10 protein-coding genes are annotated in these 13,486 nt (G+C 60.4%); 5 read left to right on the top strand and 5 right to left on the bottom strand.

Annotated features, from left to right (window positions below):
- Positions 1 to 157 precede the first annotated feature (157 nt).
- Entirely contained in the window at positions 158 to 1,261 is a 1,104-nt protein-coding gene (locus ACZBJS_RS31320) for an MFS transporter (protein ID WP_463439707.1), read from the bottom strand.
- A 169-nt stretch (positions 1,262 to 1,430) separates the two neighbouring features.
- Between ACZBJS_RS31320 and ACZBJS_RS31315 the strand changes: the two genes are divergently transcribed.
- On the top strand, positions 1,431 to 2,324 hold the full coding sequence (locus ACZBJS_RS31315; protein ID WP_463439706.1) for a LysR substrate-binding domain-containing protein: 894 nt from the start codon (positions 1,431 to 1,433) through the stop codon (positions 2,322 to 2,324).
- A 979-nt stretch (positions 2,325 to 3,303) separates the two neighbouring features.
- Positions 3,304 to 4,614, top strand: a complete 1,311-nt coding sequence (locus ACZBJS_RS31310; RefSeq protein WP_463439705.1) for a patatin-like phospholipase family protein — start codon at positions 3,304 to 3,306, stop codon at positions 4,612 to 4,614.
- A 69-nt stretch (positions 4,615 to 4,683) separates the two neighbouring features.
- On the opposite strand, the gene ACZBJS_RS31305 is transcribed toward ACZBJS_RS31310, so the two are convergent.
- The 4 genes from ACZBJS_RS31305 to nagA all read right to left on the bottom strand — a co-directional run bounded on the left by ACZBJS_RS31305 (position 4,684) and on the right by nagA (position 10,347).
- Positions 4,684 to 8,043, bottom strand: coding sequence for an AAA family ATPase (locus ACZBJS_RS31305; RefSeq protein ID WP_463439704.1), 3,360 nt, complete (start codon positions 8,041 to 8,043; stop codon positions 4,684 to 4,686).
- 239 nt (positions 8,044 to 8,282) lie between these two features.
- Positions 8,283 to 8,708: a YybH family protein gene (locus tag ACZBJS_RS31300; RefSeq protein ID WP_463439703.1), complete on the bottom strand. Its 426-nt coding sequence runs from the start codon at positions 8,706 to 8,708 to the stop codon at positions 8,283 to 8,285.
- A 301-nt stretch (positions 8,709 to 9,009) separates the two neighbouring features.
- Positions 9,010 to 9,171 (bottom strand): hypothetical protein, encoded by a 162-nt coding sequence (locus ACZBJS_RS31295; RefSeq protein WP_156436543.1) that lies wholly within the window; start codon positions 9,169 to 9,171, stop codon positions 9,010 to 9,012.
- Positions 9,172 to 10,347: an N-acetylglucosamine-6-phosphate deacetylase gene (gene nagA / locus ACZBJS_RS31290; protein ID WP_463439720.1), complete on the bottom strand. Its 1,176-nt coding sequence runs from the start codon at positions 10,345 to 10,347 to the stop codon at positions 9,172 to 9,174.
- Positions 10,348 to 10,467: 120 nt separating this feature from the next.
- Between nagA and ACZBJS_RS31285 the strand changes: the two genes are divergently transcribed.
- Genes ACZBJS_RS31285 through ACZBJS_RS31275 form a run of 3 tightly spaced genes read left to right on the top strand, consistent with a single transcriptional unit; the run spans position 10,468 to position 13,392 of the window.
- Complete coding sequence (locus ACZBJS_RS31285) at positions 10,468 to 11,406, top strand: glucosamine kinase nucleotide-binding domain-containing protein (RefSeq protein ID WP_076834256.1); 939 nt, start codon at positions 10,468 to 10,470, stop codon at positions 11,404 to 11,406.
- Positions 11,407 to 11,425: 19 nt separating this feature from the next.
- Complete coding sequence (locus tag ACZBJS_RS31280; protein ID WP_463439702.1) at positions 11,426 to 12,382, top strand: N-acetylmuramic acid 6-phosphate etherase; 957 nt, start codon at positions 11,426 to 11,428, stop codon at positions 12,380 to 12,382.
- An 11-nt stretch (positions 12,383 to 12,393) separates the two neighbouring features.
- Positions 12,394 to 13,392 carry an SIS domain-containing protein gene (locus tag ACZBJS_RS31275; RefSeq protein WP_463439701.1) on the top strand — a complete coding sequence of 333 codons (999 nt, stop codon included), beginning with the start codon at positions 12,394 to 12,396 and terminating at the stop codon, positions 13,390 to 13,392.
- Positions 13,393 to 13,486: the final 94 nt, after the last annotated feature.

The following is a 13,486-nucleotide window of genomic DNA, read 5'->3' as shown; positions in this document are numbered from 1 at the left end:
CGAAAGGTCAACGACCCTCGTTCGGCCACGCATACGTTCTGGTTGCAGGATTGAGTGCAAGAAGATCAACATCTTACTGGATACTCGTTGTCCCCCAGCGCGGCGACCGCACAGATACGTGCTTCTTTTTCGTTCGCGCGCAAGTTCACAAAGGCGACTAGCATCGCATGGTGAAGCCGATCATCAGGCTCATGCCGCCCTGCAACAGGAAGCCAAAGATCAGCACCCAGGCGGGATCGGTCTGCTGCGAATACGCCAGCGCGAACACGCCACACCATAAGGCCGCAAACATGGTGCCGCGACGGCGTCCAATCCAGTCGGAGGTCAGCATGCCGACCAGCGGCCCGAGCGAACTGCCCAGCGCCATGACGGGCGCAAAGCTGAGCGACTTCGTGACACTCAGTCCCTGTTTGACGAAGAAGGTCGGCACCCAATAGGAGAAGCTGTAGGAACCGACCAGGCAGGTGATGCAAACCGCCATCGCGAGCAAGGTGCGGGTGACGACGCCGCGCGAGAACAGGATGGAGATCGGTACCCAGGCCGGCGCAGGCGCGGCCACTGATATCACCGGCGGGAGAGGCCCCGCCTTCGAGGCCTCAGCTTCGATATCCTGCATGATCTTTTCGGCTTCTTCATAACGGCCGCGCGCTTCGAGCCAGCGCGGCGACTCCGGAAGCTTGCGGCGCAGGAACCAGACCCATAATGCGCCGCAACCGCCGATCAGATACATCGGCCGCCATCCAAGTGCCGGAATGACGAATAGTCCGGTAAAATTCACAGCGAATGTCGATGCCATCGACACCACGCTGATCAGGCCAAGCGCCCATCCGCGCCGTTGCGGCGGCACAAACTCGCTGACCATGCCGTAACCGCAGACATATTCTGCGCCGATCCCTACTCCCATGAAGAAACGCATCGCCATCAGCCAGGTCATCGAGGGCGCGAGCATCGAGAGCAGGCACATGCTGCCGAAAATCAGAAGATTGAACTGATAGGCAAAACGCCGGCCGAACCGGTCACCGACCAACCCCGTCATCAGCGCGCCAATGGCGAGGCCGGCAAAGGTGATGGAAATGTAGTGGGCATTGGTCTCCATGTTCGACCAGCCCTCCTTAACGAGGGCGCCCAACACGCCGGCGGCCATCTGGTTGTCGAAACCGTCGAAGAACATCCCGAGGCCGATCAGGCTGAGAATCCGCCACTGGAATGCGCCCATCGGGAGCCGGTCAAGCCGGCCCGCGGCGTTAACGGGGGTGGTCATAGAAAGCGTTTCTCCCGCAAGTAGCGGCCTTCAGCGCCGCTTATGCGGGCAAAATAAGCGGAATGCTTTGGGCCGAGTATGCTAATTTACTCATCACGACGATAACTTATCTTCAGAGCAACACAGAGAATGCGGCGCGGACGCGATCAGCCCTCAGTGGGAGGCGCTGATGGCCCGAAAATTGCCCCCGCTGAATGCACTTCGCGTCTTCGAGGTCGCCTCCCGCTCCGAGAACTTCACCCACGCCGCCAAAATACTCAACGTCTCGCAGGGCGCCGTCAGCCGGCATATCGCCCAACTCGAAGCCTTCCTTGGCCTGCGCCTGTTCGTCCGTAATCAACGCGACGTCAAGCTGACGACGCAGGGCGAACAGTACGCGCAGGCCATTGCCGAAGCCTTTGATCGCATCGAACTCGCGACCCAGGTCAGCCGCCGGGACAAGCAGAATCGCGTGGTGCGGATACGGCTGTTTCCCACGGTGGCGATGAAATGGCTGGTCAAGCGGCTCGCGCGCTTCCATACCCTTTACCCAAGCATCAATGTGCAGGTCACGATCGCCAACGATCTCGTCGATGTGAGCGCTGGCGAGGTGGACTTCACCATTCAGACTCCCGCCATTCCAAAGCCCGGCGTGCGTTACGACACGCTGTTTCCGATCGAGCTGCTGCCGGTTCGTAGCCCCGCCGAATTCAACAAGCATCCACCCGTGCACGATTCACGAGAGCTGCTCGACCGCACGTTACTTCATTCAATGAAGCGCCCGCACGATTGGCGGATCTGGTTTGAGGCGGCGGACGTCACACCCGGGAGCTTTCGCGAAGGACTGTCGTTCGGCAATTCCTCGCTAGCCTATCAAGCGGCGATCGACGGGCTCGGCATCGCGGTGGCGCATCTGGAACTGGTCCAGGACGATCTCAAAGCGGGACGACTATTGGCGATCCATCCGCTGGTGGTACGAACCGCCGACAGTTACCACCTCGTCGGCCGCGAAACCGACGTTGGCAGGCCGGAGATTGCTGCATTCCGCGACTGGCTGCTGTCCGAAACCAGGACACAGAATTGACGTTTCTCGATCGGCAAGATCTTGCTCTGCTATTGTCAAATCAGCATCGCTGCGAGCTCGCCGACGGCGCTTGGATCGCCATTTGCCTTGGCGACGCACTTCAGGTGTCACGTTGCTCTAGTCTAGGCAGGGATTTCCTCTCGAAATCCCGGCTTATTTTGTTCGTCAGGCCTATACACGTATCGAGCTGGGCATCTGCCAGAAGCGAAGGCGGCTGATCCGCGAAGGTTAGGGGGATCTCGCCACGCCTTGGCGCTGATGTTTTATTGCTTCTACATCAATGGCTAGGTGAATGATCCGGCCGGCCGAGGAATTCGGAGTCACCGGGAACAGGCTGGCCAACGTCTGCGACAGGCTGGACGTGCTTTATCTTCCGCGCGGCCCCTCGGCCAAAGAAGTAAGCCGGAAGCCGATCGTCATACTTGAGCTTTCACCTCGGCGGGACAGGATCCCAAACACGGCAGATAAGGGAGGTATCTCTTTTTCCCCTGGCGTCGAACCAACCGACCACTGCTTGCTACGCCGAACACGACCCGTCTGTCTGAAGAGATTGAGCTTACTACGTCCGCTTTGCTCCTATAGCGACCAGGTTCGTGCGGCAGCGCAATATGTCGCGATGGGCCAGAAGCGAAAGCCACAATTGGACAACATCTCCCCTACTAACATCAGCGATAAATATCTTCCGTGAATTGGTTCACAAATGGGCGGGCCAGACCGCGATATGCTTGCTCGAGCTCTCGGCCGGCGTGCGCCCAGCGCGATCAGCAGGCTCGAGAAGGCGCCGAACCTCGACGTCCACCGTTCCGTCGCACGTATCGTGTTTCGCAACGCTGCGATCAATGAGTTGTCGAGTTGGATTCAACGGCATTCGGTGCGGCCGAAAGCCCGCGGACCCAGCAAACGACCAGTCTTTTAGTTTTACGCGGTTCAGAGACTTGATCAGAGAATAAGCCATGCAAACAATTTGATGGAGGAACCAATGGTGAAGAGGGCGATTACGCTCGGCGGTGGTGGTCCGGCGGCAGGGCTGCACATTGGAGTTCTGGAAGCTCTTGCCAACGCAGGTATAACCTTTGACGTGTGGGCATTGTCCTGCATCGGCGCCTGGGTTGGGATCGTCTACAATCAGTTTGACAACGTTGATAATAAAGACAGGGCGAAACAGACCCATCAATTCTTCAAGAATGGCGTGTTTCGAGACGACGAAAGCTATAGGCGCTTTCCCATAAACACGGTGTTCGGCCCGGATTGGGAAAGCATCGGCAAGGCTCTGACCAACTTCGTCGCAGATCCCAATACCTATAAGGATTTGTGGGACCCAAACAGGGTCGCGAATGCCTTCAGGGAATCCATGTCGCTCTGGTTCGCTCAACAGCCCGACACGGACGGCGGGAAGAAGTTCACGAGCCCGGATGAGGGAGACGTAAACAGATGGGTTCTTAATCAGGTGCTGGCCCCAAATCCTTTCGTTCGTTATCTCACGTCAATGATGTATCTGTCCCAAGTCACCGGCCTCTCCAGGATCAACTATCCACACAGCCAGTTTATGAAGAGCATAAATTTCGACGCGCTGGGAAGACCCGAAAAGCCATTCATATTCCACAACGCCTGGAATCTCGATGAGCATAAACTCGCGTTGTTTTCCAACCGCCCGATGCCCAAGAAGGTCGATGAGAACAAGAAGGTCGACGGGAAAGAGTACAAAGTGCCTATCGGCGCATCCAGCTTATGTGCGTGTTCAGCCCTTCCCTTCGTGGAAGAAACCGTAGAGATCGACGGAGTTACCTACTGCGAAGGAGCACTGGTCGATACGGTCAACTTCGAGAGCTTGCTCCAGGAGCATCATAAGCCGGGCGATGAGCTGGACGAGATATGGGTGAGCAGGATCGTCGATTCAAAGCAAGTCCGCAAACCGGAAAACCTTCACGATGCCCTGGCCAATCTCTGCCAATTGTTCGCAGCGACCGTTGGCGAAGATGACGTCAAGCTCTTCAAATACCACGTGCGGTACGACAAGCCAAAATCCGGAGAGCATCCGTGGAAGGGCACAATCGTCGAGATTCATGTGCCGGGGCACATCAGTTTCAAATGGAACCACAGCAACCTGGACAGCGGGAGACAGTTGGGAAGGATCGCTGCTGAACAAGCAATCAAGGCATACTACGAACACGGAAAACGTCCGCCGCATGACGGGCCACATTTCATAAATGAGAATCCTGCGGAAAGCGATGAGGCGGGATGGCGAGAGGTTAAGGAGGCATATCACGAATGTCGAAGGCGGGCTGCGTAACGGCAAGGTAAAGCAGCCTTGAGGCCGACCTGCTGAGCCAAGCTCCAATATCCGCAAGTCGAGGCGCAATTACTGCAGTCGGTCGAGTAATGCCTTTGCCTGCTTCAGATCCTGCGTTTCAAGACCCTCGACGAACCAGCCGTAGATGGGCACGAGCTGGTCGAGCGCTTCGCTGGTTCTGCCCTGATCGATCCACAAGTTGGCGAGGTCTACTGCTACTCGAAGTTCAAGGGCCTTGGCGCGCTGACTTTTCGCAGTTGTCAATGCGTGATCGAGCAGTGATCGTGCATCGGTGCTGGCCTCCGGTGCATCGCGGACGAGCAACACGCGCGCTTTCAATCGATACAGCTCGGCCTCAAATATCCGTTCGCTATTGCGGCCGGTTGTAGCGAGACCCTGCTCAATCAGTTCGAGCGCGGCTTCGCTTTGATGGCTCGATAACAAAGCGGCACTCAGGAGCACATATAGTGCTGTGATGCCAAGCTGATAGCCCGCGCCGCGATATTCGTTCATCGCCGTGCGGATTTCCTCGAGCGCAGCGGACGAAGGATCAAGGAAGGCGGCGCTTATCCCCCGGATGGCGCGAGCCAATCCTCGCCACTGCCGGAATCCGAGCTCTTCCGACAAGGCGAGACAACGATCGGCATAACGGTGTGCCTTTCGGAAGTCACCCCGAAGAGCGTGGACAATGGATGCATAATAGCATCCATAGGCCTGCGAATGCGGATGACTGATGACGTCGGCACGCTGAAGGGCGGCATTTACACGCGCGAGTGCCGTATCAGCACGGCCCTGCAGCCAGAGTGCCCATGACATCAGAGCCAGGTCGGCCACACCCGCATCCTGGCCGGCAGCACGCGCCGCCAATCTGTCATGCTCGCTGCTCGCTTCGAACGCTTCGAAGGCCCGTTCGATCACCTCCTGGGCACCTACGAGATTTCCCATGAAAAGGCGTATCATCCCTTGCCCACGCATCGCGTTGAGCAATGTTGGTCGATCACCCCGACCCTCCGCAAGATCGAGCAACACCGAGATCATTTCCTCGGCGACCGGCAACTCGCCGCGAATGACGCTCGCGGTGGTCAACCAAAACATGATTTGTAGTCGCTCGGGGGGATCTCCGAGCCGCTGGCACAGCTCGCGCGCTCGCGCAAAGGTCGCCACCGCCTGGGGCGAGGCCGGCCCCTGGGTGGCAATGAGGCAGGGCCCGAGCGCGTACTGGAAATCAAGCTCCAGCCGGTCTTTAAGCGCACCGTCGGCCAAATGGGCCGAGAGCTCAATGCCTTTGCGCAAGTGTGCGATCGCTTCGAGGTTGGCGGAGCGCATGGCCGCTTTCTTGCCTGCCTGGAGCCAATATTCTCCCGCCTTTTCGAACAATCCCGCCTCGGTAAGGTGGAGTGCGAGAGTCTCGGGTTGAGACTCCACAATTTCCGGGAATCGTTGCTCGAAAGCGTTGGCGACGGCGGCATGCAGCGCTGCGCGTCGGCTCTTCAGAAGTCCCGCTTCGGCGGCGTCCCGCACGAGCGCATGCTTGAAGGTGTAGACCGCCCGGGGTATCTCGCCTCGGCAGAATATCAACTCCGCCTGAACCAACTGGGCAAGCGCCTCCTCAAGCCGTTGCCTTGGCAGCTTGGCGACCACGCTCAGCAGTTCGTACGAGAACTCGCGCCCCACAACGGCGCCGATCTGAGCAACTTCCTTCACGGGGGCCAATCGGTCGAGCCTAGCCATCAGCGATGCGTTCAATGTCGTTGGAATCGCCAACGAGGGTAGCGGACCGCTGACCACGTAATGGTCGTCTCGCTCCTGCAGCAAGCCGGTTTCGAGCACCGCCTTGGTCAGTTCCTCGACGAACAGGGGCACGCCGTCGGTGCGAGCGAGGATTTGGTCCAAGACCTCCTCCGGGAGCGTCTTGCCTGCCGTGACGCGCTCGATCAAGGCCGCCCCGTTGCGCCGGTTCAGCCGTGTAAGCGAGACGGTCGTCACATGTGCATGACCAGGCCAGGGCGGCGTGAACTCTGGTCTCGCGGTGATGAGCAGCAGCACTCGGAGTCGTGGTACCTTTTCCAGTGTAATCGTGAGCAGCTCCATCGAAGTCGGGTCCGACCAATGGGCATCCTCAAAGATGATGAACACTGGCTGCCGCGCCGCCAACGCTTCGAGCTGAGCCGAGAATGCCGCCAACGTCATCTCCTTGCGTTTCTGCGGACTGAGCTCGGGCAGCTGGTAGCGGTCACTGACCGGTAGCGACAGAAGGTTTGCTAGAGCCGGCACCACACGATCTGCGTCGGCGCCAGACCGCAACAGCAGAGCTTCAAGCTTGGCAAACTTCTCCGTCGGCGCTTCACCTCTTTCGAAACGGGCAGCACGTTCGAGATTGTCGATGAACGGATACAACGCACTGTTGGTATGGTGCGCCGAGCAGAAATGGCGGACCGTAATGTGTGGTTCGGCTTGGAGCCGTTCTTGAAGCGCCAGCGCGATGTGCGACTTACCGATACCTGGCTCTCCAGTTAGAACCACTACGCAACCTTCGCCCGAAGAGGCATGCTGCCAGCGCCGCAACAGCAGCTCGATCTCCTCGTCTCGCCCGATCAAGGGCGTCAATCGAGTCCTGTGCTGAGCCTCAAAGCGGCTTTCGACTCCAGTCGTCCCGAGCACCTGCCAGGCAGGTATTGGCTCCGCCCATCCTTTCAGCGCGATGGAGCCGAGATCGCAGTATTCGAAATATCCTTCGGTGAGCTGGCGCGTACTCTCGGAGATCAGCACCGTACCGGGCTCGGCGAACTGCTGCAGACGAGCAGCCAGATTCGGTGTCTCACCGATCACCGCCTGCTCCTTGGCGGCGCCTTCGCCGATCAGATCGCCCACGACGACCATGCCGGTAGCGATGCCAACGCGAACCTGCAGCTTGGTGCCGATATCTGTCTGAAGATTGGCCACGGCATCGACCAGTGACAGCCCCGCGCGTGTCGCCTGCTCGGCATCGTCCTCGTGCGCCAGAGGGTAGCCGAAATAGGCAAGCACGCCATCCCCCATGTAGCGCGCGATAACGCCCTCACTCCGGGCGATAACCTCAGCGATGCAGGCGTGATAGTCGCCGATTATCGAGCGCAAGTCCTCCGGGTCCAGCCGGGCCGAAAGTGCCGACGAGCCCACCAGATCGCAAAACATGACCGTGATTTGGCGCCGCTCGGCGCCGTCTCGCGGCGCTGGTTTGGCAGCCGCTTGGTCCGATGCAGCGACATCATCCTCAAGTGCCGCAATCGCGCGCAGCATCTTGCGCCGGTGCCCAAGCAGGACGCCGAGGTCCTTGAGGTCCTGCTCCGTGAGATCGCCGACGACCGAGAGGTCGATAGCGTTCTCTGCGAAACGATCGGCGTACTCTCCCAAACCGATCGATGCCAGCCACTCTGCAATACCTGTCATGGTATACCTATGGCCAATAGGGATAAGGGTAGCACATTGCAGAGACCTGCGAAGGCACATCTGCAAATGGAAGCACCGATCGCGAGACATCTCAGCCAGTTTAACACATTGGCTCCGGCGAAAGCTGGGCGCTGCCAAGCGATGCCATGGGGCCCAGATCGCGCGCGCCTTCGACCGTGCATCAGCCAACTCAACATAAAGCCGCGTTTGGCGCGAAACACAGCAATGAACAGAGATGCCTAGTTGCCCTCGTTCCAGATGTCGGTGGTCAGCTTCCAATCATCGCCGACCTTCTCCCAAACCACGACATACTTTCCAGTCACATCCTTCGGTGTCGGTCCCTTGGTCTTGAGGGCGAACGTCCCAATCTCGCGCGCCGCGGATGGGCCAAGGGGCTTAACGTCAAGGGTTGCGAGCTTCGGATCGCCAACTTGTTCCGCCATGCTTTTCCACATTGCCTCGATGGCTGATCGGCCGTGAACCATCGCGGTACCTGGCGGGAATGCGGTCGCATCCGTGCTGTAGAGTGACGCAACTCCCGAGAAGTCGCCCTTGTTGAACAATTCAATCCATTTCGCATTGGTGGCCTCGATCTCGGCTTTTTGAGCTAACGCCGGTGCGGTAAACGAGATCACGAATGCAATCATCAAGGCTATGCTACGCATGATCATTTCCAAATATGTTCGATGCGAATGCAGGGCGGACGTTGACTTGACAAGAACCGGGTGCGTTGAATGAGGTATCCCAGACCGGGTTTGGCGCGCCAGCAATTCCGGGGAATTACCGTCAGCAACATTGACTAACCAGCGCAACGCGCGCCTTATGGTAGCAAGTGACTTCGCGCAATTTCTCACCAATTCTCAAGCCGGATGCTCGGCCAGTGTGAAGCCAATAGCGACGTCGCATCCCCGCTCTGGAATTATGGTGCGCTCGGAGGGCGTTCGCATTTGCTGCGATTGCAACAGCTTACTTGGAAGGATGAAGGGACAAGGCGCATTTTTCCCGGTCAGAGGTGCCTTTCCCACTGCCGTGCAGGTCGGCGAGACTGCGCGCAACCGCGCGAATCTTCGCCGGTGTTTCAAGGCAGGCACCACCGTATTTCTGCACGACGATGGGCTGGTTGCGCATCTAACCTCGCTCGGAAGCCTTGTTCGCCTCGCCCATCGAACCAACACCGCCTATCCATGTACCAACGACCTCAAAGTTCGGATTAAAGGCGACAAGATCCGCGCGGTATCCGGGCGCGATCCGTCCAAGCTCGGACCCAAGGCCTAGAAATGCTGCGGGCGTCCGGGAAGCCATGATAAGAGCATCGACAAGGGAGATTCCGATAAGCGCAACAGCGTTGCGCACCGCCTCGATCATGGTGAGGTGAGCGCCCGCGAGCGTGCCATCCCGGTCAGTCAGGCGATTGTCGTGCAACGTGATCTCCCTTCCCTGTAGCAGGAATTGCCGGTCGCTCGTGCCCGCCAATGGCATGGCATCGGTAACCAGCATCAATCGATCGCGTCCCTTGCAGCGCAAGGCAACACGCAAGCCGACGCGGTCAACGTGGATGCCGTCGCAGATGATCCCTGCAAACAACCGGTCATCTCCCAGCGCGGCGCCCACCAAGCCCGGCTCTCGGGCGTTCAACTGCGACATGGCATTGAACAGATGGGTCACCCCCGAGACACCGCGATCGACCGCCTGCCCGATTTCGGCTGCGGTGGCGTCGCTGTGGCCGGCCGCGATACGCAATCCGGCGCCGATCAATTCATCGATCATGGACGCGGGCACGCATTCCGGGGCCAAGGTCACCATGGAGCGACCGCGGTGCCCGAAGCTTTTGATGGCGGCGAGATCGCGCCGATCGGGCACGCGTATCTCGGCTTCCGGATGAATGCCCTTGCGAGACCTGTTGAGGGCCGGACCTTCCAGATGAAAGCCGAGCACGCCAGGAATTTCGAGGCACGCCTGAGCTGCTACAGCCAATCGTTCGATGACCTCGCTTCGATCGGTGATGAGGGTCGGCAAACAGCCCGTGGTGCCGGCCTTGCGGTGCGCCTCGACGATGCGGCGAACGCCGGCCTCCGTTGGCTGGTCGTTGAGAAGAACGCCGCCGCCTCCGTTCACCTGAACATCGACGAATCCGGGTGCAAGTATCGCATCTCGGGGAAGGTGGATCGAGGCGCGCGCTTCCTCGGTAATGCCTTCGATCCGCCCCTGCGATATCCTGACCAACCCCGGCCCGCGCATGTCGGCACCGTCAAAGATGTGCTGCGCCGCAATCGAGAAAACCACGGAAGACCCAGCTTGGCCCATAAGTGCTGATCCGAGAATGGCAATCACGGACTCGTGAGGCGAGTCCCCGTGCTGTACAGGTCCCAATATGTACACAACGGGCTTCAGGGACCCGGAGCTAAATCCTTGCGTTAACTTCTCATGGAAACAAAAGGTACCACCTATCTCGGTATCGATGGGGGCGGAACCCGCTGCCGCGCCCGGATCGAGGACGAAAACGGCAGGGTACTCGGTGAAGCGAGCTCGGGGCCTGCCACGACCCGAATTGGCTTCGACCGGGCCTGGCGGTCCATCATGGAGGCCACCGAAGCGGCGGCCGCACAGTCCGAACTGACGCGCGAGGATTTCGCGCGGATGCACGCCGGAATTGGCCTCGCCGGCATTGGTCGCCGGGGCGCGGAAGCGGCGCTCAAAGAGATCCCGCATCCCTTTGCGTCCGTTATCTTCATCAGCGATGGCCTAGCTGCCTGTCTCGGCGCCCATAGCGGCGCGGACGGGGCCATCGTGGTGGCCGGCACGGGCTCGGTGGGTGTCGGCCTGATTGGCGGCAGCGAGATCCGCATCGCCGGTTACGGCTTCCCGGTCTCGGACGAAGGCAGCGGCGCCGACATTGGCCTGCAGGTCGTTCGACTGGCGCTGCGGGCCGCGGATCGCCGCGGCGAGCTGACACCATTGCTTGCAGAGGTGCTGGGCGCATTCGATCAAGATCCTTATCAGGCCGTAGCGTGGTCTGAAGAAGCTCGGGCCACCGACTACGCCGCGTTCGCGCCGACCGTGATGCGGCATGCCAATCAGGGCGATCCGGTCGGCCGCCGCATTGTCGAACGCGCGGCCGATGCCATTGGCGATCTGCTTGATCTGTTCCTGGCTAAAGGAATTGACCGGCTCGCGCTGGTGGGCGGGCTCGCGGATGCGATTACGCCCTGGCTAACCCCTGACCTGCGCGCCCGCCTGAGGCGTCCTGACGCCGACGCAGCGGCCGGCGCGCTGCTTGTGGCCCGAGGGCGGCTCGACCTGCGCAAGCTGGACCCGCCCAAGAGAGAAACTGACCATGAACAGGCTTCGAAGTTCCGCGTTTGATGGTGCTTGGATCACCGATATGGCCACCGAAGAAGTCGATCCCAGATTTGCCGACCTTGATGCATGGTCGCTGACGTCAGCGATGGAAGCGATGTGGGAGGGCCAGCTTGCGGCGGTCGCCGCGATCGGCCATGCCCTTCCCGCGATCACCGCGGCAGCCGAAGCGGCCAAGACGGTGCTGGGCGACCGCGGGCGCATTGTATATATCGGCGCTGGCACGTCAGGCCGCGTGGCGGTCCAGGACGGCGCCGAGCTGACGCCGACCTTCGCTTGGCCCCGCGAGCGCGTCCGCTTCGTCGTTGCCGGCGGTGACAGCGCGTTCGTCACCAGCATCGAGGGCGCGGAGGACGATGTCGATGATGCAGTCACGCAGATCAGCGCCGCACGGCTCACGCCGCACGACGTGGTGATTGCGGTAGCCGCCAGCGGCACAACGCCGTTCACGGTCGCGGCGCTGCAGCAGGCAGGGTCTTTCGATGCGGTAACGATTGGTGTCGCCAACAATCCCGGCACCGCACTGCTGGCATTGGCAAAGTTTCCGATCCTGGTCGAGACCGGCCGAGAGCTGATCGCCGGCTCCACGCGGATGAAGGCGGGCACCGCGCAGAAGGTCGTGCTCAACCTGATCTCCTCGGGGATCATGCTGCGCCTTGGCCGGGTATATCGCGGCATGATGGTGAACATGCCGCCGACCAATGCCAAGCTGAAGCGGCGCGCCGAGGCCATGGTGGCGCAAATCGCGCGCTGTAATCCGTCGCACGCGGCACGCTCGCTCGAGCAGGCCGAGGGAGACATCAAGATTGCAGTCCTTCTGGCGCTCGGTGTCGACAGGGTTGATGCGAAGACCGTTCTGGAGAACTGTGACGGCAACCTTCGGCAAGTGTTTGTCGAGCTTGCCAAGAATCGTGACTCGCATCGTGACCGACTCCCAAAGGGAGCGGCGGGACGCGGCCGAGGCGGAGTGGTTGAGCCGTGACGACATCCGCGATGGCGAGCGAAATCGGGGAAAGCGCGGATGTTGTCGCTAACATTGTTCGCAGCCGACCCGCCATGCGCGACATCGCAGAGCGGATTGGGATTGACTCCGCCCCTTTGTGCGTCGTGTGTGGTCGGGGAAGCTCCGGGCATGCCGGGGTTTTCTTGAGATATCTTGTCGAGACGCGGCTTCGCCTTCCCGTTTCAGCAAGTGCTCCCTCGGTGATCACGGCATTTCGCACACCTTTGATGCTCCGCGATGCGCTGTTCATCGTAATCTCGCAATCGGGGCGCAGCCCGGATCTCGTCGCAGCGACCAGATCGGCACGAGCCTCGGGCGCACGCACGATTGCCATCGTCAATGCGACGTCGTCGCCGGTGGCTGACGAAGCGGAATTCGTCGTTCCGATCGAAGCCGGCCAAGAACACTCCGTAGCGGCCACGAAGACCGTGATCGGCTCGATGGCCGCCAGTGCCGGACTGGTTGCCGAGCTGGCGCAAGATCGTGCGCTGCGGTCAGCCCTCGACCGGCTGCCCGAGCGCCTGCACCGCGCGCTGGCGCTCGACTGGTCGGAGATTGCCGATGATCTCGTCAAGGCATCAGCTGTGTTTGTGGCGGCTCGGGGCCTGGGCCTGGGCTCGGCGAGGGAGATCGCGCTCAAGCTTTCGGAAATCATGCGCCTGCCCTCCATCGGACTGAGCGCCGCCGAGCTGCAGCATGGGCCACGTGCCGCGCTATCGTCGCGCACGCCAGTTGTCATGATGCGCCTCATGGATGAAACGGCGGCCACGGTGGACGCACTGGCAGAGGAATTGCGTGAGCAAAAGATCGCGCTGCATCTCTGCGGCGGACCGCATGGCTCGCTGCCTTGGTTGGTCGAGGATGCCCCCGCCACCGACCCGATCACCATGCTCGTTCCGGCCTACCGGATGATCGAGCAGGCGGCATGCGCGCGCGGATTTGACCCGGATCGTCCCCCTCGCCTGAGCAAGGTTACCGAGACGTTTTGACTGATCGCTGGCTGGCGACCAAAGCGGGAGCGACATCATCAAAACGTAACAAACGCGAGCAGAAGCGACCGAATGCGTGGCAAAGGCGACGAAG

The sequence above is a fragment of the Bradyrhizobium sp. KZN70725 genome, assembly GCF_055264925.1.
Note: the sequence above shows the minus strand (reverse complement) of the source record. Positions and strands in the feature narration are given on the sequence as shown.

What these genes read in the sequence shown, in the direction of transcription:
- ACZBJS_RS31320 (WP_463439707.1), bottom strand. Translation starts at nt 1,261, where the DNA reads ATGACCACCCCCGTTAACGCCGCGGGCCGGCTTGACCGGCTCCCGATG.
- ACZBJS_RS31315 (WP_463439706.1), top strand. Translation starts at nt 1,431, where the DNA reads ATGGCCCGAAAATTGCCCCCGCTGAATGCACTTCGCGTCTTCGAGGTC.
- ACZBJS_RS31310 (WP_463439705.1), top strand. Translation starts at nt 3,304, where the DNA reads ATGGTGAAGAGGGCGATTACGCTCGGCGGTGGTGGTCCGGCGGCAGGG.
- ACZBJS_RS31305 (WP_463439704.1), bottom strand. Translation starts at nt 8,043, where the DNA reads ATGACAGGTATTGCAGAGTGGCTGGCATCGATCGGTTTGGGAGAGTAC.
- ACZBJS_RS31300 (WP_463439703.1), bottom strand. Translation starts at nt 8,708, where the DNA reads ATGCGTAGCATAGCCTTGATGATTGCATTCGTGATCTCGTTTACCGCA.
- ACZBJS_RS31295 (WP_156436543.1), bottom strand. Translation starts at nt 9,171, where the DNA reads ATGCGCAACCAGCCCATCGTCGTGCAGAAATACGGTGGTGCCTGCCTT.
- nagA (WP_463439720.1), bottom strand. Translation starts at nt 10,347, where the DNA reads ATGGGCCAAGCTGGGTCTTCCGTGGTTTTCTCGATTGCGGCGCAGCAC.
- ACZBJS_RS31285 (WP_076834256.1), top strand. Translation starts at nt 10,468, where the DNA reads ATGGAAACAAAAGGTACCACCTATCTCGGTATCGATGGGGGCGGAACC.
- ACZBJS_RS31280 (WP_463439702.1), top strand. Translation starts at nt 11,426, where the DNA reads ATGGCCACCGAAGAAGTCGATCCCAGATTTGCCGACCTTGATGCATGG.
- ACZBJS_RS31275 (WP_463439701.1), top strand. Translation starts at nt 12,394, where the DNA reads ATGGCGAGCGAAATCGGGGAAAGCGCGGATGTTGTCGCTAACATTGTT.